Here is a 22,475-nt window from a genome sequence, read left to right on the forward strand (position 1 = left end):
GCTCAGGACCTGACGTTGATAGTTGATAGATGTAGTTTTACAGGGCGGGCAAATAGTTTATATGGATATTGTGTGCAATTTGGTTGGAGAACAGGTTTAGGGGGATTTGATCGTATTCTCGAATTGTTATGAGCAAGACGAAAAAGTTAGTCATCTTATATATACTTTGGCTCTCTTTGAGGGGTATATTCGGCATATTAGATGGGATTTTTAAATCACTTTATTATGACATAGGGGGATCAATAATTGAAAGACGTACTTTTTATCGCTTATTTTTTTTCGGAATCGGATGGAGTAGGAGCTCTTCGTTCAAGAAGCATGGTTAGATTTTTAAAAGAAAAAGGAGTTAGTGTAGAGGTCATGGCTAGGGATTCATTCCGAGGTATTGGTAAAAAAAACTTTTATGTCTGGACTATACTATGCATTTTTAAGTTGTTATTTTCAAAACAAAAAAATGTTTACATTTCATGTGGCCCATTTAATCATCTTTTACCTCTTTCATTAGCTTGTTTTATTAGAAAAAAAAACTGATTGTTGATTTTAGGGATCCTTGGTCTATAAATATAAAAACGGGATATGGAAAGTCGGGAGCTAAAATAAGCAAGTTTAAATTGTTTGTTTCTTCTTGGATTGAGCAACTAGTATACAAAATATGTAGACACTTTATTGTGTGTACAAAAGGTATGAAGAGTTATTATCAAAAATTGTTTGGGAATGATACAAAGATTAGATTAATAATGAATGGATATGATTTTGATATAGGGGAAGTGGATAAGTATAAGGATAGTCATATTAAAAACAATGGAGTGTTGAAATTTGTATGTCTAGGCAAATTTGCTGAGTATGATGAACAAAAAGCTCATGAGGCAATTTCAAAGATAAAAGATATTAAAAATGAAGGTTATAGTGTCCATATCTATTTTGTAGGTACGAATAAAGAACCCACTTTATCAATTTTAAAGCAATACAAATTAGATGATTGCTCAACCTTTTATCCAAGAATGCCTTATAAAGAGGCTTTAAAAATAGCTATTAATTGCAACATAGGTATGCTAATAGTAAGAAATGAGGAAATCGAGTATGGAACGAAAGTATTTGATTATATAGGATTGGGGTTGCCAGTTTTAGATATCTTTGACCACTCCAATAACTTTTATAAGGAGTTTAAGAATATATTAAATCTTTCACAAAGTTTTAGTGAAATTCCAAAGGATATCAGATCTTTATATTCTAGGGATAGAAACTTTGCAGCTATCTTACATTTACTTCATTAAAAATACTATATTTTTCCGTGAAAATGCGCCGCCTTAATCCTTCATTTTCATGCCAGGATGGGGAGCAAGGCTTGCTCATGAATCTTTTTTGAATATCCTTTACTTCTTGAGCATTAAAGAAAATAATATGGGAGATGATTTTTAATGAGGATTTGCTTTCTTGCAAGTGCTTCCTCTATCCATACAGTTAGATGGGTTAATGCTATGGTGGAAAGAGGGCATGATGTCCATCTAATTACAATGCATAAACCACATCCACATAAAGACAAAATTGATGGTAGAGTGAGTGTTTACATGTTACCATTTAGTTCACCTATCGGTTACTATCTCAATGTATTTAGAGTGAGAAAGTTATTAAAGCAAATTAAGCCAGACATTTTAAATACGCACTATGCAAGTGGATATGGTACTCTTTCGAGGTTAGTAAAATTTGAACCCACACTGTTATCTGTATGGGGGAGTGATGTTTTTGATTTCCCTTATCAAAGTAAAATGAATAAAAAAATATTAAGAAAAAATTTAAATGCTGCAACTCAAATAGCCTCAACGAGCCTTGTCATGAAGAAACAGATAGAAAAGTTCGTCTCTCCTCGTCTCCCGATCGAAATCACTCCCTTTGGAGTTGATATGAATTTGTTTAAACCCAGCCAAATTAAAAATGAACAATCTGAGCAAATTACTATTGGCATTGTCAAAAGTTTAGAGGAATGTTATGGTGTTGAGTATTTGATAAGGGCAACTGCCGTATTGATTAAAAAATTAGAGAGAAACCAGTTAGATAAAGAGGCAAAAAAAGTTAGACTATTAATTGTTGGGGAGGGGAGTCTACGGGATCACTTGCAGAATATAGCAAGGGAACTGGGGATATCAGATATTACAATTTTTATTGGAGCAGTTCCTAATACACAAGTGCCTTACTACCTAAATAAAATGGATATTTTTTGTTTGCCAAGTTTACAGGAAAGTTTTGGCGTAGCTGCTGTCGAAGCGTCGGCTTGTGAGTTGCCCCTTGTTGTTTCTAATGTCGGGGGACTTCCTGAAGTTGTAAAAGATGGCGAAACAGGGTTTATTGCTGAATCTAAAAATATAGAAAAGTTAGCGGATCGATTATATGATTTAGTGGTAAATCCTGAGCTCCGATCGAAAATGGGGAAAAATGGGCGGCGTTTCGTTAGTTTATTTTATAACTGGGAAGATAATGTGACTAAAATGGAAAGTGTTTATAATAATCTCGTTAATAGAAAGGGTAATAATGGATTATCTTAATTCTCACATTTTGCACCCTCTCGACAACAATCGGGAGGATTTTTTTATCTTCATCTCATATTTCGCAACCTTTGCATAATATACAAAAAATGACCAAAATATTCGCATAAAAATAAACTTTTATGCAAATATTGAAAAATAAATAATTTTTAGGTTCATCACCAAAAGATGTACTTGCACCTGCCATTAAAGTATGTTAGCTGTTTCTAGACGAACCCGCCATGCAAAACGCTGGATATTTCGGTATCCGTATCCCCGACGTTTGATTAGTTTGATCTTGTTATTCGTTCCCTCCATTTTTCCATTTGAATAAGGTGACAATATGCACGATATGACTTCATCTGTTCGTTTGACAAGCGATTTTGCGATGGCGCGTACAGCCGAACAAGGGCAGCATACATATCGGTGAATCCAAGCCGCCAAACGTCGTTTCGCCTGTTGCTCGTCTTTGCTGTTGGACACATAGCGAAAATGTTGGAGCGATTGGTAGACAGACTTTAAGTCATCGCTTTCCTTACACCATCTCCGTACGGTTTGACGTTCTTCCTCCGTCAATTTCTGTGGACATTGGCTCAATAAACGACAAACGTAGCGAACATGTCCGTGTTTCTTGCCTCCTTTGTCCAAATATTTGCGACAACGTTCTAAAGCATCTGTAAACAGTTGAATGACATGGAAATAATCAACCACATGTGTTGCTTCTGGGCAAACCCCTTGAATCGCTTTTTTCATCGCTGGAGCCAAATCACTCACGACATACTGAACAGAACCAGACACATGAGCCAATGCGCGTCCAATGGCTTCCTCGTTCTTTCCTGCTTCGATGGCATACACTTCTCCCGTTTCGGCATCCATGATCGCCACTCCGTAGTCATGCCCTTTTCGAAAAGCAAACTCATCGACACAAACCGCCTTTGGTTGGATATCATTCGATAAGAAGGAAGGGGCATGGGTATAAAACCAGCGTTCAACGGTCGTGTAAGGAAGCTTGAGCATACGAGCCACCGCCTGAATGGATGTTCCGATGCAAGATTGCGCTACCCATTGTTGAAAAGCATCCGTTGCCACACTTCGAGGAGAGATTCTTGGATAAGACGTGCTGAATGTCATGTCACAGGTACCACAGCGTCTGCGCTCGACAGGAAGTTCAATCCAAAAAATCCCGATTCGTTGAGCATAGCCATGCATCCATTGTTTCTTTTTGTCTGTCATTTTGATCGTGCGCTTCAAACAGACAGGACATAACGGACATTGCTCGGGCAGAGAAAGTTCGAAAATCCAACGTTCTCCTTCTTTTCGCACCTTTTGAATCAAAACATCTGGTAAATCGATGAGTTCTTTGATAAACTGAGAGTACATGCGAATTTTCCTCCGATGGTTTGGTTTGGTCACCTTTACCATACAGGAAAATTCGCATTTTTTGTACCCTCTATTTTCTCTATGCACACCGATCTTCAATGATCAAGTACAACTTGTGGTGAAGAGCCAATTTTTATTCGATGAAATCAGGGTTATTTTGAATTTTTATTCAAGGTGCGAAATGTGAGCTTCATGTCGAATGAATCCTTGAAACACAAGGAAAGCAAAGGAGTTTCTCCATCATGCTCACATTTCGCAACCTCCCGAGCAGAATCGGGAGGATTTTTTGAGGGGGATGCCGAATAAGTCCTTGATACACCGAGAAAGCAATGTTTAGTGCAAAATAAAAGTAGCGCATTATGCAAGATAAAAGTTTAGCAGTTTATAAAATAAAAAAATCATTGTCAGCACCCCTATCCCACCACTAACCTTCTAATTGGACAAAAAGGACAGTTAGAAGGGGAAGAGAAAGGATGCTTACAATGATTCAACAACATCATATCAAATATTTGTATGAATATAAAGGGATTGGTATTATGTCAAGAAAATAGACACGTAAAATCGAGAAAAATTTTAAAACCCTACTACCGCATTTCGTTTGGTGGCCTCTTGAGAAGGAGAACGGTTTGGTAAACCCTTCCCCTTCTCAAGAGGAAAGATGCCCCTTATATCGTGACTTTGTGGAGAGAAGAGTTCACTGCTTTTTGCCTTGCTGATGCATCTTCTCATACGCCATCGGAGACATGTACTCATTGACGGAATGAATTCGCTCGGCATTATAAAAACACTCAATGTATTCAAAAATCCGTTGTTTCGCTTCTTTCCTTGTCGTAAAGGTTTCGTGGAAAATGAGTTCCTTTTTCAGGATGCTGTGAAACGATTCCGCACATGCGTTGTCATAACAGTTTCCCTTTCGACTCATGCTCGGCTGGATTCCGTATTGCCTCAACATGGCTTGGTATTCATTCGATGCATACTGGCTCCCTTGATCCGAATGGTGGATCAGACCAGGTTGAGGATTTCGCCGATGGATGGCTCGTTGGAATGCTTTGATCACTAACTCCTTTGTCATGCGCTCGGAAAGATGCCATCCTACAATTTTACGAGAAAACAAATCCATGATGGATGCGAAATACAGCCAGCCTTCTTTCGTCCAAATATATGTGATATCCGCCACCCATGCTTGATTCGGCTCATTCACTTCAAACTGCTGATTCAATAAGTTGGGGTACACAGGCCAATGATGCTTCGAGTTCGTGGTTGCCTTGTATTTTTTCTTTGTTTTTGAACGAATGTTCCCATCTTTCATGATTCTGGCGACCGTTTTTTGAGATACCTCGACTCCTTGTTTCTGAAGGATTTTTGTGATTTTTGGACTGCCATATGTTTCTCTTGAATTGATATGAATCTTTTTGATTTGCTTTTTCAACGCTTCCTGTCTTTTCTTTTGTTGGCTCTCCGGCCGTTTGATCCAAGCATAGTATCCACTTCTTGAAACGCCTAAGACTTCACACATCTTCGCCACGCGAAACTCCTTTCTATGCGTATGAATGAATGGATAAATTACTTCTGGTTTTTGGCGAAGATGCTCATGGCCTTTTTTAAAATAGCGTTTTCCTCCTCAAGGTCACGGATGCGTTTTTGGAGTTCGCGCTTTTCTTGATCTTCTGGTTTGAGGTTTCCACTTCCTACAAAACTATGTTCGGCATCTTTTTTATAATCTGCGACCCATTTATGAAGAGTTTTTGGCGAAATATCGAGTTGTCTTGCGGTTTGAGAGACCGCTTTTCCTTCCTCGACCACTAATTTTACTGCATGTATTTTGAATTCTTTATCAAAACGTCTTGTCATTATAAACACTCCTTATGATTGATAGATTTACTATACATTTCTCTATTCGTTGTGTCTATAATCTAGACTAACATCACATTGCCGAGTACTATTCCATAATTGAAGCAAATACCCATGAAGAATTTCTCGTACAACTATTAGCACTGGAAGTCGAACATCGACGGGTGACACGGAAAAATCGCTTACTCAAACAAGCCAATTTTGATGTGGTGAAAACATTTCAAGGATACACGTTTGATCATATCGAGTTTCCAAAGCAGTTATCCGTCGAAGAGCTCAAATCAACGAAGTTTATCGAGCGAAAAGAGAATCTAGTTTTATATGGAGGTGTAGGCACAGGCAAGACGCATTTAGCGACAGCGATTGGTGTAGAAGCCTGTAACCAAGGGAAAAGCGTGAAATTTTATCGAACAGCCGCGTTGGTCAATGAACTGATTGAAGCAAAGAATACAGGAAATCTCCACAAGCTGATGAATCAGCTCGAAAAAATCGATTTATTGATCTGTGATGAATGGGGCTACATCCCTGTAAGCAAAGAAGGAGCGCAGCTCCTTTTCCAAGTCATTGCAGGATGTTACGAAAAGAGAAGTATCATTATTACCACCAACTTGGAATTCAGTAAATGGAATAGCATATTCCATGATGAACGATTGACTACGGCGATCATTGACCGCCTTGTTCATCACAGCTATCTCTTAACATTTACAGGAACTAGTTATCGACTGAAACATTCTTATATGAACTTATAAAAAGACTTAGGGTGCTGAAAAAATCTTGCGTTTTGCTTAACTTTTTAGTTGCAGAAAACAAACGTCCAACAAGGGACCAAGTGAATGGGGAGAACTACTGGGGGATCGAGCGATCAATACAGCCGTATTAGATAGAATTATTCATCGGGCAGAGGTGATTCATTTAAACGGAGACAGCTATCTCATGAAGCATAGAATTTCCATTTTCAGCGATGAAACTGTTCAAAATTAATGAGCAAAAAGTGTTCAATTTTACTTGACGGTTACAGCAGTCATCGATATAGGCGATCAAAAACGTTTTTTGGGCTTTCCCATTGACTCGAATCGTTGGTCCATGGGATAAGTCCCCTTGCCAAAGCTCATGGATCTGGTCATACGCAAAGCGTTTTCGCTCCGGCATGGGCAAAATTTCTTTCCCGACAAGGTTGTGTTTTTTCAATAATCGGTATATAGTAAAGTAAGAGGTATGGTTTTCTGGGATTCCCCCTGCTCGATGAGGTGTTCGTAGAACACCGTCACGGGCATGGTGGGATGTTCTTTTCTTAGGGCTAAAATATGATCCTCATCATCGGGCGACAGACGCCTTGAGTGGCCGCGGTCCGAACGGCGCTTCGGCTTTAAGGCGTCAAAGCCCCCCTTTTTTGTATCGGGTGCACCAATCGAGGATCGTCTTGGCTGCGATTCGCTTGCCGCCCTGGTGGGGAACATGGTGCACTCGCTCGCTCACCTCTTTCAGATACGTCTTCGGTTCCACCTGCCCATTCACCAACGGAGCGATTAGCCCGTACCGAAACAGGGCCGTGTCGTGTCTCATCGACTCATCCATTCGAATCTCCTCCTGGTCTCACTTGGAATCAGGACCGTTCCGGTCCTCCTGCCCTTATCGTACCGAATTGCTTTTTCTCCGTCGATAGGAAAGGTTTGTGGGAACCTCAATTATTTCTAATTTAGGATATGTATGTAAAATCAGGATCCCATTTAATTCGCAAAAGGGGGTCGGAATCCGTTCTCCCACATCTCTCTGATGACCGAATAGAGACCGTGTTCCTCCAACGTCCGGATCCACCAAGAAGCCTGTTCCTTTTCTTTTTTCATGATAGGACCTATGATTCTCCACCGCCTCGCAAAAAAGCGATGAAGGTTTGATAGGTTTCGGTAGAACCGTCGGACATAAAAGATGATGCCGTCCTTTGTCGGGAGGAACGGAGCCTGGTTCGTCCCCTCGGTCAATCCCAACTGCTCTTTCACCACTTGCCATACGGCGGACAACGTATACTGAAAATACGGGAGGAGAAAGGAAGGCAGCACACTCACCGTCTTCAAGCATTCCCGACAGCGATACCGGACAATCCAAATGCGATAATCACCCCATGGGGGGTCAATGCGTTTCGCTCATAGTAACCGTGGCGGTGCAACGGGCGCTTGGCCCGGCAATGCGGACACTGTGTCAGAAGAGGGAAGTCGTTTTCTTTTCCACGCTCTGCATACGTTTGGACGTCAATGCCAAAGTCATGAAATTGAATCACGTCCTCCTCTCCTCCTCTGAACCGATGGATTTTCTCTTCCGAAATAATTCACAAAAAATTTAGCACACTCTTTCAGAAAAGGGGAGAGGGCTTTCTGAAAGAATGTGCAAAAAAATGGCTCTTTTGTTCCGAAATAAAGTGATAATTTACATCATGACCATTCGGATTCAGGCGATTTATGAAAGTTCTTATCTTAATATAATCAGTGCCATCACCAAACAGCTCGGCCTCCATCAGCTGATTGACCGGATGGTTCCGGTTGATCCCCAATGCCAAACCCGGCCGAGCGATATCGTCCTCCTGTTGTTGCTGAATATTTTTAGCCGCCGGCAAGCTCTGGTTCATCTGGAAGGGTGGGCGCATGAAATGGATCTCCCGAAGTTGATTCGTGAAGGCGTTCAGCCTTCGCAGTTCAACGATGATGCGATAGCCCGCCATTTGGATCGCCTCTATGATGCGGGGATCCATTCCATTGTGTCGGAGTGCTTGCTTCAAATTTACCAAAAAGAACGCATCCCTCTTCGGGTGTTCCATGCGGATACGACCAGCTTTTCTCTTTACGGGGCGTATGAATCCGCCTCTTCGAAAACATTGAACATCACCTATGGCTACAGTCGGGATGACCGCTCTACGGGGAAACAAATCCAATTCGGACTGGTCGGCAATGAAGAGGGGCTCCCCCTCTACGCCGATGTGCATGATGGCAACCTGTCCGATAAAACATGGAATCCATCGGTTCTTTCCCGCGTTCATGAACAACTCCAGCGAGCGAAGCTCGAGGGGGAGTGGGTATATGTTGCGGAGGCGGGTTCGCCAGTTCGTTACTCCGGAGCGTCCATTAAAGGGCGCTGGGGGGGCGCAAACTGACTCGTCCGACCGGCCAGGCGATCTTCCAGTTGTTGGCGTACGTCAAAGTGGTGGTACTGGAGCTGCCTGATGGGCAACAGCAGCGATCATTGGGTAAACCACTGACGTACGAACAGCGAAGAGGATCCTGCAGGGACTCGGGATGGACGAAGGGATTTACGTCTAAACGCGATAAGGAACGACGAGCGATGGTAAAAAAAGGGTTGCCATCGCTTATCGTGTTGGGTCGGAAATTATTTTTGAAAAGTAAATAAAAAATCCTTTATCCTTGGGATGGTCTGGATGCGAAATGTGAGGTTCATCACCCCGGAACGCCCATTAAAGGGGGAGGGAGGACGGAAACGGACCCGACCGACGGGACAAGCGATGTTTCAATTGTTTTGGTACGTCAGGGTCGTCCTGTTGGAACTGCCGGATGGACGAATCCAACGCGCGTTAGGTCAACCGCTCACGTACGAGCAGCGAAGGATTCTGCAAGGATTAGGGATGGACGAGGGGATTTACGTCTGATGGAATAAGGAACAACTAGTTATGGTAAAAAAAGGATTTCCATCGCTCGTTTTGTTGGTCAGAAAGTTATTCTAAAAAACGAAAGAAAAATCCTTTCTTTCAACCTTGTTAGGGTGCGAAATGTAAGGTGTGCCTATGAAATTCAGCGTTTTTTTCTAGGATCCGCATCGCGAAATCCTTGATATAACAGCATTTTGGCCATTTTTATTTGGCTAAAATGGCCTCAAAACTGTCGAACCCGGGAGAAGCAGCTGGTGCTTATATAGCGATGAGAGCGGGGCCCAGTCCTTTTGGGACACCCCCTCTTCGCTTCAATGCTTTAATTGGTACGTTGTCCTAATGGGTGATCGTTTTGAGTAAAGGATGTGTCCGTTCCGGTAAGGGCTTGATGCAATGTTTCATTAATTGAGCTAACCGATTGCTCATCCGGGATATAGTAGTACACGCCGTCGATCGTTTCGTCGTATCCTTTTAAATGTAAATTTTCGATATCTGTGTTTTTCATTTTTTGATAGACATAGATGAACGACAATAAATCGGACGGAGGAATGTTCGTCCGCACGTGATCTCCTAAATCGGCGATGACATCGTCGAGCTTCGGCAATGAGGTGATCGATGTGCTTTTGTCAATAATAGCTCGGATGACTTGTTTTTGCCGCTCGTTTCGGCCAAAATCGCCGCGGGGGTCGGATTTTCTCATGCGCACATAGGCGAGCGCTTCATTGCCGTTCAACTCTTGTTTGCCTTTATGGAACGTATGCCATTTGAGCGAACCTGTCAGTTGGGCTTTGAATGTGAACGGAACATCCACCGTGACCCCGCCTAACGAATCGACAATTTTTTCGAATCCTTCAAAATCAGTCGTCACGTAATAGTCGATCGGTACATCGATCAGCTCATTGACGGCTTCAATTGTCGATTGAATGCCTCCATGACTGTAGGAGTGGGTGATTTTGTCTTTCCGCCCTTCGCTCGGGATGTAAACGCGCGTGTCGCGCGGAATGCTTAACAAATACACTTTGTTCGTTTTCGGATTGACGGTCAACAACATGACGACATCAGACCGTCCCTCCTCGTCGTGGTACTGGTTTTCGACCCCAACCAACAGTACGGTAAACGGATCTTTGTGCATTTCGATATTCTTCGGCGGCTTACCTGATGGATCGAGAGCTTGATAAATTTTGCTTGACGCTTGTTTCGTCTCGGAATAAATATTGTAGCCAAAAGCGCCGACGCCCCCGAGCAAAAGAAAAAACACGAGCAAAAAGAATCGGCGGAGCCGCTTTTTTTTCTTCCGCTTTTTCATCGTTTTTCTTGTAGGATTCATCGTTTAACCCTTCTTTCCTTTACGGTGTCGTTTTAGGCAGACGGAAGCAGCCGCTCGGCATACTCCATCGCTCCCGTCTGAATGTCCGCCCTTCCGTTCGTTAATTCAGTCACCCATTCATCGAACGGAAGCTGGCTATCCTCCGGAACGAGAACGTCAAAGGTGACGCGGTCGGCATAATGGATATTTTTTATAGTATATACGGAAGAGCGCAATTCATTTTCCACTTTCCCAAGCCATGTATAGTCAATCGTCACGTTCATGATGCGCATGAGACGGCGCTCGACGATGCCTGCGGCGTTCAAGCCTTCGGAGACGGCGCGGCTGTAAGCGCGCACCAATCCGCCCGCACCGAGCTTAATGCCGCCGAAGTAGCGGGTGACGACTGCGACGGTGTCTTTCACCCCTTTTTTCTTCAGCACCTCAAGCATCGGCACCCCTGCGGTGCCGCTCGGTTCGCCGTCGTCATTTGCCTTTTGGATTTGATCATGCTCGCCGATCAAATAGGCGGAGCAGTTGTGTGTCGCATCCCAATGTTTCTTTTTGATTTGTTGAATAAACGCGACCGCTTCCTCTTCCGTTTCAGCGCGGTTGATGTAGCAAATAAACCGTGATTTTTCAATCACGATTTCCCGCTCACCGTATCCTTTGACGGTGTAATATTTTTGTAACAAAGCAAAACACCTCGATCATTAAAAACGTGGAAACGGTTTACTTTTGTTTATTTTTTGCATAAACAGCTAGCACTTTGCCTTAACTATGATAAACTGAAGATAAAAGATTTATAGATAGGGCATGCTTTTACTATTATAAATCGACAACTTTTTTCCTTCAAATAAATTTTGTTGGCGCCCATGCACACCGCTTGGCAGCGCTGCTGGAGGTTGGCAAATGGAAGGGGAAAAACGTTGGGATGTAAAGCAGTTGGATGAAATTGTCGAAAAAATGATCGACACCGTTCAACATAGCAAAGATGAAATTTTCCATATCGGCGAGCAGTCGCGCCAGGAGCAAGACCGTTTGTTGCGCGAGTTAGAAGAGGTGAAGCGGCTGACCGTGCAGACGATTGAAGAGGCGGATCGGCTCGAAGCGGAAGCGCGCCAGGCGCGCCGCCGCTTGTCGGAAGTGAGCCAACACTTTTCGTCCCATTCAGAGCAAGATATTCGCGAGGCGTATGAAGCAGCGCATGAACTGCACATGAAGCTGGCGATGGTGCGCGAGCGGGAAAAACAATTGCGGCTGCGCCGCGACGAGCTTGAGCGGCGGCTGGCGAGCCTGTTGCAAATCATCGAGCGCGCCGATCATTTGGTCGGGCAAATTACGGTTGTCCTCAATTATTTAAACAGCGATTTCCGCCAAGTCAGCGAGATCATTGAAGGGGCGAAACAAAAACAAGAATTCGGCCTCAAGATCATCGAAGCCCAAGAAGAAGAGCGGCGGCGGCTGTCGCGGGAGATCCATGACGGCCCGGCGCAACTGCTCGCCCATGTGCTCCTTCGGTCGGATCTCGTTGAAAAGGTGATGAAAGACCGAGGGACTGAAGCGGCGATTGCCGAAATTCGCGATTTTCGCAAAATGGTGCGCTCCGCCTTGTCGGAAGTGCGCCGCATTATTTACGACTTGCGGCCGATGGCGCTCGATGATTTAGGATTAGTTCCGACACTTAAAAAATACTTGCAAACGACCGAAGAATATAATAAGGGAGTCCATATTTCCTTTGTACATATCGGCGAGGAAATTCGACTGCCGTCGCGGATGGAGGCGGCGGTGTTTCGGCTTGTTCAAGAGTCGGTGCAAAACGCCTTAAAACACGCCGAAGCGCGCCACATTGACGTCAAAATGGAAGTGACATGCCGCCAGTTGCTTGTCAGTGTGAAAGACGACGGCAAAGGGTTCGACCCATCCGTCAAAAAAGAAAATGCGTTCGGTTTGATCGGGATGCGGGAGCGGGTGGAGCTGCTTGGCGGCACGTTGGCCATCCGCTCAAAACGCGGCGGCGGCACAACCGTATTCATCCGCGTCCCGCTTGACCGTTCGGCTTTAGAAACGAACAAGGAGGAGAGGAAACAATGAAAACACGCATCGCGATTATCGATGATCATTCGTTGTTCCGCGAAGGCATTAAGCGGATTTTAGAGTTTGAAGGTGATTTTGAAGTTGTGGCTGAAGGGACCGACGGGAGCGAGGCGCTTTCGATTGTCGAAGAGCACCGTCCGGATCTGGTGCTGATGGATATTAACATGCCGGATACAAACGGTGTAGAAGCGACGAAACAATTGGTTGAAGCATACCCGGACACGAAAGTCGTTGTCTTGTCAATCCACGACGACGAAAACTACGTCATGCGCGCCTTGCAGACGGGGGCGACTGGGTATTTGCTCAAGGAAATGGATGCCGACACGCTCATTGAAGCGGTGAAAATTGTCGCTGAAGGCGGCTCGTATTTGCATCCGAAAGTGACGCACAATTTGATCCGTGAATACCGCCGACTGACGTCGGAAAGAGGCGGCGGCGTAGCGGTCAAACAAGAGGTGCGCCGTCCGCTCCATTTATTGACGCGGCGCGAATGTGAAGTGCTCCAGCTTCTGGCTGACGGCAAAAGCAACCGCGCCATCGGCGAAACGCTCTACATTAGCGAGAAAACGGTGAAAAACCATGTCAGCAGCATCCTGCAAAAGTTAAACGTTAATGACCGGACGCAAGCGGTCGTCGTGGCGATCAAAAACGGTTGGGTCGAAGTGCGCTGACTGCGGGCCTTCGTCTCTATTTGGCGGGTCAGGCTGTGTTGCCGTCCATAGCGGTGCGCGCCTGCCGCGGCGATGTCTCGTTCTGCGGGCGGGACAACCATCGGGAAGGGTGGGGGGTAGCTGATTATAATGATCCGTTAAGCCCTTTCCTAACTGAGATCGTTCTTTGTGTGCGAGAGCGTTGCATGGGAGAAACTTGTAGCTTGTCCCCTCTGCTTAGTGGCGGGTGACAATCGTTGTTTCTTGACAGCAATGATTTTGGAGAACGGCAAGCACCAAGGTTGATTGATTAGAGAAACGCCTTTTTTTGCGCTTTTCTTTTGATCACATGCGGTTTTTCTAGCGATTCGCGGCCGTCAGTCTGCCCTTGTTATCGTGATATTGCCCGTTTCGTTTATGAGTGGTGGGCGGCTAACCGTTTTGGTATAATGGAGGCAAACCCTGAATCAGGAAGGAAGGGTGCCAGTGAAAACGGCAATTGTCACAGATAGCACGGCTTATCTCCCAAAAGAGGTGCGTGAGAGGCTTGGCATTCGCATGATTCCGCTTAGTGTCATCTTCGGAGAGGAAGCGTACCGTGAGGAAGTCGATATTACCGCGGATGAATTCTTTGCCAAGGTAAAGCAACACCCGACTTTGCCGACGACGTCCCAGCCAGCCGTCGGCGAGTTTGTCGACCTGTTCACCGCCCTTCGGGAGGGAGGGTATGATGCGGTCATCAGCATCCACCTATCAAGCGGCATTAGCGGTACGTATCAAGGGGCGGTCACAGCGGGGGCGATGGTGGACGGTTTGCGCGTCTATGCGTATGATACGGAAATCAGTTGCATGGCGCAAGGGTTTTACGCCATCGAAGCGGCCGAAATGGCGCGGGCAGGCCGCACTCCGGAGGACATCATCGCCCGTTTAGACGAAATTAAACAAACGTTGCGCGCTTATTTTATGGTCGACGACTTGTCCCACCTGCAGCGCGGCGGGCGGCTGACAGGCGCGCAGGCGTTCATCGGCGGTCTCTTGCAAATTAAGCCGCTCCTTCGCTTTGAAAACAAAGTGATCGTGCCGTTTGAAAAAATCCGCACGCGCAAAAAAGCAATGAAGCGCATCGAAGAACTGTTCGCCGAAGACGCGGAAAAAGGTGTGCCGCTGAAAGCCGCGGTCATCCACGCCAATCAGCCGGATGAAGCGCACCGCTGGAGCGATGAGCTGTCCGCCCGCTATCCGCACGTCGAGTTTCTCATCAGCTATTTCGGCCCCGTCATCGCCACCCACGCCGGCGAAGGTGCGATTGGGCTAACTTGGTATCAACCGTAATGACCGCAGGTTAGCGGCTTCGTCTGCAACCAGCCATTAATCAACACAACGGCAAGGCGGTGCTGTTCTCGAGGTAGTTCATCCTGCACCGCCTTGCGCGGCGGCGAATGGCCGTGATTCCATTTGTTGCGTTTGGCTTTTTTCTTTTGTCATGCTTCTAGAAGGCTGTTGAAAAACAGCGATCGCCCCCCTAACTGACGTCAGATGACGTGAAACGAGAAGCTGATACCATAGGGTTTCTCAATTTGAGAAACAAGGCGGTGAAGCAACCTGCTCCTTTAATCACCAGCCTTCTAGGATTGTGTAGGAAAGATCCTCATCATGATCCGCAATTTTCTTCACTTGGATTGCCACAATTTGTCGAGACGTTTTTATTCTCCGGAAACATTGTCAATATTTCCTCGGGAATTTTGTCGAAAAAGGCTAATTGCCGCAAGAATACCGCCCATATGTCGAACGAAAAGGAGGGACCGTGATTGTCTATTTCCTCACCGCTTATGGCATGGCTATACGGCCAGCGGCTTCCACGAGAACAACTCCCGTTTTCCCAGGACGATATTGATGCTGCCTTGCACGCCAGCTGGCTTCACGAACAGCCTGGACTCATCAAAACATCACAGGGTTGGCGATGTGTGCGCTGCGGAAATGACGATCGGTCAAGGTTTGCTTCATTTCCGTGCGCTCGCTGCGGGACGGATTGTTGCTATTGCCGCAAATGTTTGTCGATGGGGCGCATCAGTTCCTGCACCCGCTTGGTGCATGTGAAGAAGCCGCTTCCGTCAGAACAATATGCAGCGCCGCTCGATTGGAACGGAACGCTGTCCGCTGCTCAGGAGAAGGCGGCGATGGAGGTCAAACAGGCGGTTCTAAATGGACGGGAGCTGCTTGTGTGGGCCGTATGCGGGGCAGGGAAAACCGAGCTGTTGTTTCCTGCCATCGCCGTTGCCCTCGAGCAGGGTTGGCGCGTTGGCCTCGCCACGCCGCGGACCGATGTTGTTCGCGAACTGGCCCCCCGCTTTCGCCAAGCGTTCCCGCGTGTTCCTCTCACGGTTTGGTACGGAGGAAGCGAGGAGCGCGGGCGAATCGCCCCGCTCGTTCTTTCCACTACCCACCAACTGTTGCGTGCGTATCGCGCATTTGATGTGATGATCATCGATGAAGTCGATGCGTTTCCGTACTCGGTTGAACCGATGCTCGAATATGCCGTCAGTCAGGCGCGAAAAGAACAGTCGAGCCTCATTTATTTAACCGCTACCCCCTCCCGTGCTTGGCAACTCGACATTCGGCGCGGCAAGCGGCAAGCCGTCGTCATCCCTGCCCGCTACCACGGCCAGCCCCTTCCCGTTCCGTCATTCGAATGGTGCGGAAACTGGCGCAAGCGGCTCGAACGCGGCCGTTTGCCCGAAAACGTTCTCGCTTGGGTTCTTCGTCGTTTGGAACAAGGAAAGCAAGCGTTTTTGTTCGTCCCACACATCGATGAATTGGAGGCGGTCACCCACTTGTTGCAGCAGGTGGATAATCGTATCGTTGGCGTTCACGCTGAAGCCCCAGACCGCGCTGAATATGTACAGGCGTTTCGCGATGGGAGCGTGCCGCTGTTGGTGACAACGACGATCCTTGAACGGGGGGTGACGGTGCCGAACATCGATGTCGCCGTCCTTGGCGCGGAAGACCGCATTTTCACAGAAAGCGCCCTCGTCCAAATCGCGGGCCGCGTCGGAAGAAGTGCCTCGTTTCCTGATGGGGATGTCCGCTTTTTCCACCATGGGAAAACAACGGAAATGGTGCGGGCGCGCCGCCATATCCTCCGTATGAATGAAGAAGCGAAGAAAAGGGGGCTGCTGCATCGATGAACTGCCTTCTTTGCCATTCACCGTACAACCCGATCGCCAGCTGGCGCCAGCTTCTTTTCCTCGAAGACGTGGACGTCCTTTGCCCGCATTGCCGCGGTTCGTTTGTGCTCATTGACGGCTGTCTTTGCGAGATGTGCGGCCGCCCGCTTGACGAGTCGGCGCCCTCGCCGTGCGCCGACTGTCTCCGCTGGCAAGAAGATGAACAGTGGGGAGGGGGGCTTGTCAAAAACCGCTCGGTGTACGTATACAACGACTGGATGAAAGAAGTCGTCACCTTATGGAAATTTCGCGGCGACTACGCCATCGTCGATGCCTTTCGCCGCCCGTTTGCCCACGCGTTTCGCCGACATTTTGGCCAAGACTGGCACATCGTGCCGATTCCGCTAAGCCCCGAGCGCCTGTATGAACGCGGTTTCAACCAAGCCGAAGCGCTCGCCCGCCTGCTTCCATTCCCGTCCTTTCCCTGGCTTGCCCGCAAACATTCCGAAAAACAATCGAAAAAATCGCGCCGCGAGCGGCTGGAGACCGACAACCCGTTTTTTCTCTCCGGACATCTGCCGATCCATGGGAAGCGAATAGCTCTCATCGATGACATTTACACGACAGGCATCACCGTCCGCCACGCGGCCCGTGTGCTGCTTGAGGCGGGGGCGGCGGAAGTTGGGTCGTTGACGTTGGTCAGGGCGTGAGTAGGCTAAACATTTGCCCATGGGATGCCGATATAAACAGTAGCAACCGATCGAGCGGAGAGTGAACGGAGATGGAAATTCGCAACATTTTTATGAAACAGACGACGATAGCACCTGACCAGCCACTTGTGTTGCAAAAAGGTGAAACGTATGACGCGGGGATCAAGGAGAAAAAAGGCGACGAAGCGGTCGTCCATCTCAAAGGAACGGATGTGCGGGTTCGAACAGAAGGGGAGTGGCCACAGAAAGGCCGTGTGACGATCAAGATCATCGGTGAACAAGAGGGGGTTCCTGTGGCGCGAATCGTTTCCCGCCCGCCACAAGAGGCGAATGAACAAGCGGTTCGTTTTTCTGCCTCTGAACCGTTATCGACCGAGCTAAGGCAAGTCGAAGCTTGGCTGCAAAAACACGGGCAACCGCTCACGAAAGAGACTGTTTCCACTTTGCGAACGTTTTTCACCGAAGTTCCAGGCACCATAGAGCAAAAATTAGATACCGTTCGCGCTGTCATCAATAAAAAACTGGAACTGACGAGCACCCACCTTGCTGCTGTTCATGAGGCACTGCATGGAAAACCGTTAGGGGAGCAGTTCGCTGAGATTGCCAACCAACTCGCCCCTACCTTTACATTGGCCAGACGAGAAGAACAAGATGTGACGAAAGAGGTACCGCAGAATCCAACTGTTGCGGCCGATCAATTCGAGCGCCAAGCGGGACGGACGGGAAGGGCGCTGGCCGACGAAACGGCCCTTCTCCTCCAACAAGTGCGTGAACAAGCCGCCCGTGAGCCGAACTTGTCCAAGGCGGTGGAATACGTCCGCCAACAAGTGGTTCACGCGCCGAATGTAGATCGGAACGTGGCGGAGCCAGTGGATCGCGCGTTGCGTGAGGTCGTTCAGCTGCAGCGGCAAGGGCGCGAAGGGGAAGCGCGGGCGCGGTTGAATGAGGCATTGGTGAAGGCGGAACAATCCGTTCGCACTTCGGAAACGACCGTCCGATCCGTGAATGACGTCTTCCAACCGTCGCCAGAGTTAATGAAGCAAATTCGGTCCATCCGAGCGGAAGCCGTTCGTACACCAAATTTGTCGCATACGCTGTCCCAGGTTCAAAAGTTGCTCGCTGAACACAGCGAGTTGCCAGGGGATATCCGTCAAAAAATAGAAACGGTGTTAAAAGAAACAACGTGGCTGCAACAAGCTGGCCAACATGCGGCAGCGAGAACCCATCTTGTCCGCCAACTAGCCCAAATCGAGTCGATCGCAGCTACAGTTAATGGACAATCGTCGGTTGTCCAGCCGCCATCTTCTGTTAATGAGACGACAGCTCCATTCAAGATGACAGCGGTTGACCCTATATCGGTTTCATCGGGGATGACAGCAGGGAGAGGACAGGAAGGAACTTCACGGCGTTCCGCCGTTCCACTGTTGGAGCAATCGGGTGATATCGATGCTATCGGAGACGGATTGCGGCATGCCGCTTCTCTGGCGAACAGCCTAAACGAAGTGGTAGATGATGCGGGAAATGTCGATCAACCGATCGAACAACTGCATGAAGCCATTCGCCGAGCGATCAAATCGCTGCAGCAAGAGCCCCACTTGGAAAAGGCGTTGGACGCCGTTGCAGCGGATATCGCCGAAGCATTCCGCGCCCACCCTCACTGGGAACAAGCATGGGCCGACTCGCTTGCCAGTGCGCAAACGCTGATGGAAAAAGGGCGAGAGTTCGCCGCGAGACAGACGGTGTTAAAAACGTTAAATGAGATCGAGGCGTCGCTCCCGTCCGCGTCTACCGATCGCCCGCTGGATGTCGACACCCTATTTGATGGGCCATGGCAAGCGGCTTTGTCGCTTGAATCGAAAAACTTTCTCGTACAAACAGTCACGAAAAAAATGGCACAGGCCGCGCTTGATTTTAAAACCGTGAAGCGCGATGTGATGCGCCAGCTAGAGACGGTGACGCAGTTGACGGAAAACAACAGCCCCGCCGCCCGCTTGCAAGCTACATCGGTATTGGAAATGGCGATCAAACAATTGGACAACGCCATTTTAAAAAGCGACATCATGCTGTTTACCGATATGGCGACGGAAAAACAGTTGATGAAAGCCAGCTCCGCGCTCGCCGAGGCAAAAAAACGGCTGCGCCAAGGCGATGCGGCTGGGGCGCGGAACATTGTGAACGAAGTAAAGAACATGCTAGCGAATATCGTGTTTAAACCGTCCGAGGCGAAGGTGAAACATTTTGTGAGGATGCAAGGTGAAACAACAGCCGATTCATCCAAAGCGTTTCTTGAGCAAGTGAACCAGGTGATGCAGCCGCCAGCCGATGGGCCATCAGCAAGGCACATGTTTGACACGATTCGCCGCCTCGGCTTGACGCATGATCATGAAGCCGCCGAATGGCTCGTATTGAAGGGAAACCAAGAAGAATCGGCGTTACAAAATATGAAGGAAGTGCTTTTGCGCCTAGCGCAAGGCGGAAGTGAATCGGTTGCTAGGCAAGCAGAGCAGGCGTTAACGAATTTGACCGGACAGCAGCTGCTAAACAAATGGGATGGCACGGCGGGGTGGCAAAGCTTTTTCTTCACCTTGCCGCTGTTATGGCAAAGCGAAGTGCAGAACGTTAACGTCTATATCAACGCCCGCCAACATGGCGAGCGAATCGACTGGGAAAACTGCCAATTGTATTTCCTGCTAGAAACGAGAAAGCTAGGAGATCTGGGCATTTTGCTTCACGCGAATGAGCGGAATTTATCGATTACGCTTCGCAACGACCGTGACGATTTTGCCGACAAAGCGAAGCCATTTATCGACAAGGCAAAAGAGAAATTGGAAGAGATCGGCTATCGGGTGGCAGCGGTGAACGTGACGAAGCTGACAAACGATGCCCAGCGGAAAGACGAACAACCTTCGCCAGCTCCATCGGCCCGCCCGTATCGACGATTTGCTGAAAGAGGGTATGATGTGACCATATGATGTCAGCCTATTTTAACCAAAAAAAGCGAAAACAAATGAACGGTCCAACGGCGGCGGTTGTTCGCTATGACGAAACGAACAGCCAGGCGCCGACTGTCGTTGCCCAAGGAAGCGGGCATGTGGCGCAAAAGATTATTGAACTCGCCAAACAACACCACGTTCATATTCAAGAAGATCCGCTGCTTGTACAACATTTAGTGCAGCTTGATCTCGGGGATCGCATCCCTCCGCAGCTGTACGCGGTCATTGCAGAAATTTTGATTTTGATTGGAGAAATTGAAAAAAACCATTAAACACTGGCTGATCGATGACCGATATAAATGACAGAGAGCCAATGGGGGTGCAGGGTGTTGGACTTTTTAACCGAGGAATGGATTTACCAGAAAAACTCGCAGCAACTGACGGCGTTGTTATATGAAGGACTGATGGAATGTTTGGAAGAGGCCATCGCGGCCATGAAACAAAAAGACCATTGGAAAGCGAACAAACAGCTGCAAAAAGGAAACGACATCCTTCGCCGCCTTGGCGCTGGGCTGCGCTATGACGCTGGCATCATCGCCCATCAGTTGGATGCGCTCTATAACTATATGGCGGAGCGCCTCATTGAGGCCAATATGAAAAAAGACGTCACAGTTGCCCAAGAAGTGCTGCAACTGACGACCACGATCGCCACGGCGTGGAACGAAGCGCTGCAAAACAGGGCTTTATCTGCGCAGGCGTCACCTAAACAAAAAGCAGCTGCCTACGAACAGTTCATTACGTATGGGGAATAAGAAGCAAAGGGGCGGATTTTCGTGCGAATCAATCATAACATTCAAGCACTCAATGCTTATCGCAACTTAGCAGCTAACCAGTCAAGCATTTCGAAAAACTTAGAGCGCCTCTCGTCGGGATTGCGCATCAACCGTGCGGCTGATGACGCGGCGGGGCTCGCCATCTCGGAAAAAATGCGCTCGCAAATCCGTGGCCTGCAAATGGCAGAACGCAACGCGCTGGATGCCATCTCATTGATCCAAACGGCAGAAGGGGCGTTAAACGAAGTCCATAGCATCTTGCAGCGGATGCGCGAACTGGCGGTGCAAGCGGCGAATGGTACGAACCAAAGCACGGACCGAGAGGCTCTTGACAGCGAGTTTCAACAGTTAATTGAGGAAATCGATCGTATCGGTAAAGACACCCAATTTAATAAGATGAATATACTTGCTGCTAATCAGTCGATCAGTATCCAGCTTGGTGCAAATAATGGACAAACATTGACCATGTCCTGGAATCAACAGTTGAAAACCTCTCTTGGCGAGGACAATGTCAACATCAGCACTTTAAATATCAAAACGGTTACTGACGCCCAGAATGCGATCAGTTCGCTGGACAATGCTATTATCTCTGTTTCAAAATCCCGCTCCAAAATGGGCGCCTATCAAAATCGCCTGGAACACACAATCAACAACTTGACTACCGCCAATGAAAACCTGACCGCTGCCGAATCCCGCATCCGCGATACGGATATGGCGATGGAGATGGCGGAGTTTACGAAAAACAACATCTTGACGCAAGCGGCGCAGGCGATGCTCGCGCAATCGAACCAGCTGCCGCAAGGGATTTTGCAGCTGCTAAAAAGCTAATGGAATCCGCGTTGGGCGGGGCAATAAACGCCTCGCCCTTTTGCTATGATTGTGCGATAATGGTGGTAACAAGAGGTGATGACGATGGAAGTGCAAAAAGTGACGCGCGCTGGGTTGGCGAACGTCAGCCGCAAGGACGACACGGCGATGGAATCGGTGTCATTCACTGAGGTTATGGCGAAGACGCGCCGTGAGGTGATGTGGGAGCGAATCAACGAGCAAGTCCGCCAAATCGAAGAACAAGGGAAAAAGTTGGCTGACTCGCGGACCGTTGAAGATTTGCGCAAATATAAGCAGCTTGTTCGATCGTTTTTGGATGACGCGGTGAAAAACGGCCTCCAGCTGGAAGAACAGCGCGGGTTCAGCCGAGGCGGACGGGCGCGCATCTATAAACTAGTGAAAGAAGTCGACCAAAAGTTGATCGAATTGACGAACGAAGTGTTGAAACACGAACAAAAAGGGCTTGACATTCTACGGCTTGTCGGCGAGATCCAAGGGCTCATTATTAATATTTATACGTAACCGTTTGATTAGGCAATCGGGAGGGGAAGA

General features: G+C 47.8%; 18 protein-coding genes and 5 pseudogenes. 17 read left to right on the top strand and 6 right to left on the bottom strand.

Going from position 1 to position 22,475, the window contains the following annotated elements; genetic code table 11:
• Positions 1–246 precede the first annotated feature (246 nt).
• The 3 genes from IC803_RS00840 to IC803_RS00850 all read left to right on the top strand — a co-directional run bounded on the left by IC803_RS00840 (position 247) and on the right by IC803_RS00850 (position 2,540).
• The gene (locus IC803_RS00840) at positions 247–531 is read left to right on the top strand and encodes a hypothetical protein (RefSeq protein WP_190304247.1); all 285 of its coding nucleotides are present in this window, start codon (positions 247–249) and stop codon (positions 529–531) included.
• A gap of 206 nt (positions 532–737) precedes the next feature.
• Complete coding sequence (locus IC803_RS00845) at positions 738–1,274, top strand: glycosyltransferase family protein (RefSeq protein WP_190304248.1); 537 nt, start codon at positions 738–740, stop codon at positions 1,272–1,274.
• 144 nt (positions 1,275–1,418) lie between these two features.
• Complete coding sequence (locus IC803_RS00850) at positions 1,419–2,540, top strand: glycosyltransferase (protein ID WP_081210693.1); 1,122 nt, start codon at positions 1,419–1,421, stop codon at positions 2,538–2,540.
• A gap of 186 nt (positions 2,541–2,726) precedes the next feature.
• Here IC803_RS00850 and IC803_RS00855 read toward each other — a convergent pair whose 3' ends face one another.
• Positions 2,727–3,899, bottom strand: coding sequence for an ISL3 family transposase (locus IC803_RS00855; protein ID WP_190304249.1), 1,173 nt, complete (start codon positions 3,897–3,899; stop codon positions 2,727–2,729).
• Positions 3,900–4,593: 694 nt separating this feature from the next.
• A protein-coding gene (locus tag IC803_RS00860; protein ID WP_255508574.1) for an IS3 family transposase occupies positions 4,594–5,750 on the bottom strand; the annotation gives its coding sequence in 2 pieces (ribosomal slippage) (positions 4,594–5,495 and positions 5,495–5,750; 1,158 coding nt in all).
• 77 nt (positions 5,751–5,827) lie between these two features.
• Between IC803_RS00860 and istB the strand changes: the two genes are divergently transcribed.
• Both istB and IC803_RS00870 read left to right on the top strand, forming a co-directional pair.
• Entirely contained in the window at positions 5,828–6,499 is a 672-nt protein-coding gene (gene istB / locus IC803_RS00865) for an IS21-like element helper ATPase IstB (RefSeq protein WP_190304289.1), read from the top strand.
• 61 nt (positions 6,500–6,560) lie between these two features.
• Positions 6,561–6,731 (top strand): annotated as a pseudogene (locus IC803_RS00870) (ATP-binding protein); the annotation flags it as partial.
• Positions 6,732–6,767: 36 nt separating this feature from the next.
• On the opposite strand, the pseudogene IC803_RS00875 reads toward IC803_RS00870, so the two are convergent.
• Both IC803_RS00875 and IC803_RS00880 read right to left on the bottom strand, forming a co-directional pair.
• Positions 6,768–7,325 (bottom strand): annotated as a pseudogene (locus IC803_RS00875) (helix-turn-helix domain-containing protein); the annotation flags it as partial.
• Positions 7,326–7,477: 152 nt separating this feature from the next.
• Positions 7,478–8,025 (bottom strand): annotated as a pseudogene (locus IC803_RS00880) (DUF6431 domain-containing protein).
• A gap of 153 nt (positions 8,026–8,178) precedes the next feature.
• Between IC803_RS00880 and IC803_RS00885 the strand changes: the two are divergent.
• Together IC803_RS00885 and IC803_RS00890 are read left to right on the top strand one after the other, a co-directional pair.
• Positions 8,179–8,830 (top strand): annotated as a pseudogene (locus IC803_RS00885) (IS1634 family transposase); the annotation flags it as partial.
• Between the two features lie 344 nt (positions 8,831–9,174).
• Positions 9,175–9,402, top strand: a pseudogene (locus IC803_RS00890) (transposase); the annotation flags it as partial.
• Between the two features lie 319 nt (positions 9,403–9,721).
• Here the strand turns inward: IC803_RS00890 and IC803_RS00895 are convergent.
• Positions 9,722–10,729, bottom strand: a complete 1,008-nt coding sequence (locus IC803_RS00895) for an LCP family protein (protein ID WP_081207279.1) — start codon at positions 10,727–10,729, stop codon at positions 9,722–9,724.
• A 32-nt stretch (positions 10,730–10,761) separates the two neighbouring features.
• Positions 10,762–11,403 (bottom strand): YigZ family protein, encoded by a 642-nt coding sequence (locus IC803_RS00900; RefSeq protein ID WP_081207278.1) that lies wholly within the window; start codon positions 11,401–11,403, stop codon positions 10,762–10,764.
• Positions 11,404–11,620: 217 nt separating this feature from the next.
• Between IC803_RS00900 and IC803_RS00905 the strand changes: the two genes are divergently transcribed.
• The 10 genes from IC803_RS00905 to IC803_RS00950 all read left to right on the top strand — a co-directional run bounded on the left by IC803_RS00905 (position 11,621) and on the right by IC803_RS00950 (position 22,445).
• On the top strand, positions 11,621–12,802 hold the full coding sequence (locus IC803_RS00905) for a sensor histidine kinase (protein ID WP_081207277.1): 1,182 nt from the start codon (positions 11,621–11,623) through the stop codon (positions 12,800–12,802).
• Positions 12,799–13,476 (top strand): response regulator, encoded by a 678-nt coding sequence (locus IC803_RS00910; protein WP_081207276.1) that lies wholly within the window; start codon positions 12,799–12,801, stop codon positions 13,474–13,476. The genes IC803_RS00905 and IC803_RS00910 overlap by 4 nt, the downstream gene beginning before the upstream one ends.
• A gap of 465 nt (positions 13,477–13,941) precedes the next feature.
• Positions 13,942–14,787, top strand: coding sequence for a DegV family protein (locus IC803_RS00915; protein WP_081207275.1), 846 nt, complete (start codon positions 13,942–13,944; stop codon positions 14,785–14,787).
• A 497-nt stretch (positions 14,788–15,284) separates the two neighbouring features.
• A complete protein-coding gene (locus IC803_RS00920) occupies positions 15,285–16,640 on the top strand; it encodes an ATP-dependent helicase ComFA (RefSeq protein WP_081207274.1) in 1,356 nt (451 codons plus the stop codon).
• Positions 16,637–17,329, top strand: coding sequence for a ComFC family protein (locus tag IC803_RS00925; RefSeq protein WP_081207273.1), 693 nt, complete (start codon positions 16,637–16,639; stop codon positions 17,327–17,329). The genes IC803_RS00920 and IC803_RS00925 overlap by 4 nt, the downstream gene beginning before the upstream one ends.
• Before the next feature lie 71 nt (positions 17,330–17,400).
• Positions 17,401–20,301, top strand: coding sequence for a hypothetical protein (locus IC803_RS00930; protein WP_081207272.1), 2,901 nt, complete (start codon positions 17,401–17,403; stop codon positions 20,299–20,301).
• Positions 20,298–20,594 carry an EscU/YscU/HrcU family type III secretion system export apparatus switch protein gene (locus IC803_RS00935; protein WP_063164723.1) on the top strand — a complete coding sequence of 99 codons (297 nt, stop codon included), beginning with the start codon at positions 20,298–20,300 and terminating at the stop codon, positions 20,592–20,594. Before IC803_RS00930 ends, IC803_RS00935 begins: the two co-directional genes overlap by 4 nt.
• 57 nt (positions 20,595–20,651) lie before the next feature.
• Positions 20,652–21,074, top strand: coding sequence for a flagellar export chaperone FliS (fliS, locus tag IC803_RS00940; RefSeq protein ID WP_081207295.1), 423 nt, complete (start codon positions 20,652–20,654; stop codon positions 21,072–21,074).
• Positions 21,075–21,095: 21 nt separating this feature from the next.
• A complete protein-coding gene (locus tag IC803_RS00945; protein WP_081207271.1) occupies positions 21,096–21,923 on the top strand; it encodes a flagellin N-terminal helical domain-containing protein in 828 nt (275 codons plus the stop codon).
• An 84-nt stretch (positions 21,924–22,007) separates the two neighbouring features.
• Positions 22,008–22,445, top strand: coding sequence for a YaaR family protein (locus IC803_RS00950; protein ID WP_081207270.1), 438 nt, complete (start codon positions 22,008–22,010; stop codon positions 22,443–22,445).
• Positions 22,446–22,475: the final 30 nt, after the last annotated feature.

It is taken from the genome of Geobacillus sp. 46C-IIa (genome assembly GCF_014679505.1).
Taxonomy (GTDB): domain Bacteria; phylum Bacillota; class Bacilli; order Bacillales; family Anoxybacillaceae; genus Geobacillus.

Excerpts from the sequence above, each read along its gene's own strand:
- IC803_RS00845 (WP_190304248.1), top strand. The coding sequence starts at position 738 with ATGAATGGATATGATTTTGATATAGGGGAAGTGGATAAGTATAAGGAT.
- IC803_RS00850 (WP_081210693.1), top strand. The coding sequence starts at position 1,419 with ATGAGGATTTGCTTTCTTGCAAGTGCTTCCTCTATCCATACAGTTAGA.
- IC803_RS00855 (WP_190304249.1), bottom strand. The coding sequence starts at position 3,899 with ATGTACTCTCAGTTTATCAAAGAACTCATCGATTTACCAGATGTTTTG.
- IC803_RS00895 (WP_081207279.1), bottom strand. The coding sequence starts at position 10,729 with ATGAATCCTACAAGAAAAACGATGAAAAAGCGGAAGAAAAAAAAGCGG.
- IC803_RS00905 (WP_081207277.1), top strand. The coding sequence starts at position 11,621 with ATGGAAGGGGAAAAACGTTGGGATGTAAAGCAGTTGGATGAAATTGTC.
- IC803_RS00910 (WP_081207276.1), top strand. The coding sequence starts at position 12,799 with ATGAAAACACGCATCGCGATTATCGATGATCATTCGTTGTTCCGCGAA.
- IC803_RS00920 (WP_081207274.1), top strand. The coding sequence starts at position 15,285 with ATGGCATGGCTATACGGCCAGCGGCTTCCACGAGAACAACTCCCGTTT.
- IC803_RS00925 (WP_081207273.1), top strand. The coding sequence starts at position 16,637 with ATGAACTGCCTTCTTTGCCATTCACCGTACAACCCGATCGCCAGCTGG.
- IC803_RS00930 (WP_081207272.1), top strand. The coding sequence starts at position 17,401 with ATGGAAATTCGCAACATTTTTATGAAACAGACGACGATAGCACCTGAC.
- IC803_RS00935 (WP_063164723.1), top strand. The coding sequence starts at position 20,298 with ATGATGTCAGCCTATTTTAACCAAAAAAAGCGAAAACAAATGAACGGT.
- IC803_RS00950 (WP_081207270.1), top strand. The coding sequence starts at position 22,008 with ATGGAAGTGCAAAAAGTGACGCGCGCTGGGTTGGCGAACGTCAGCCGC.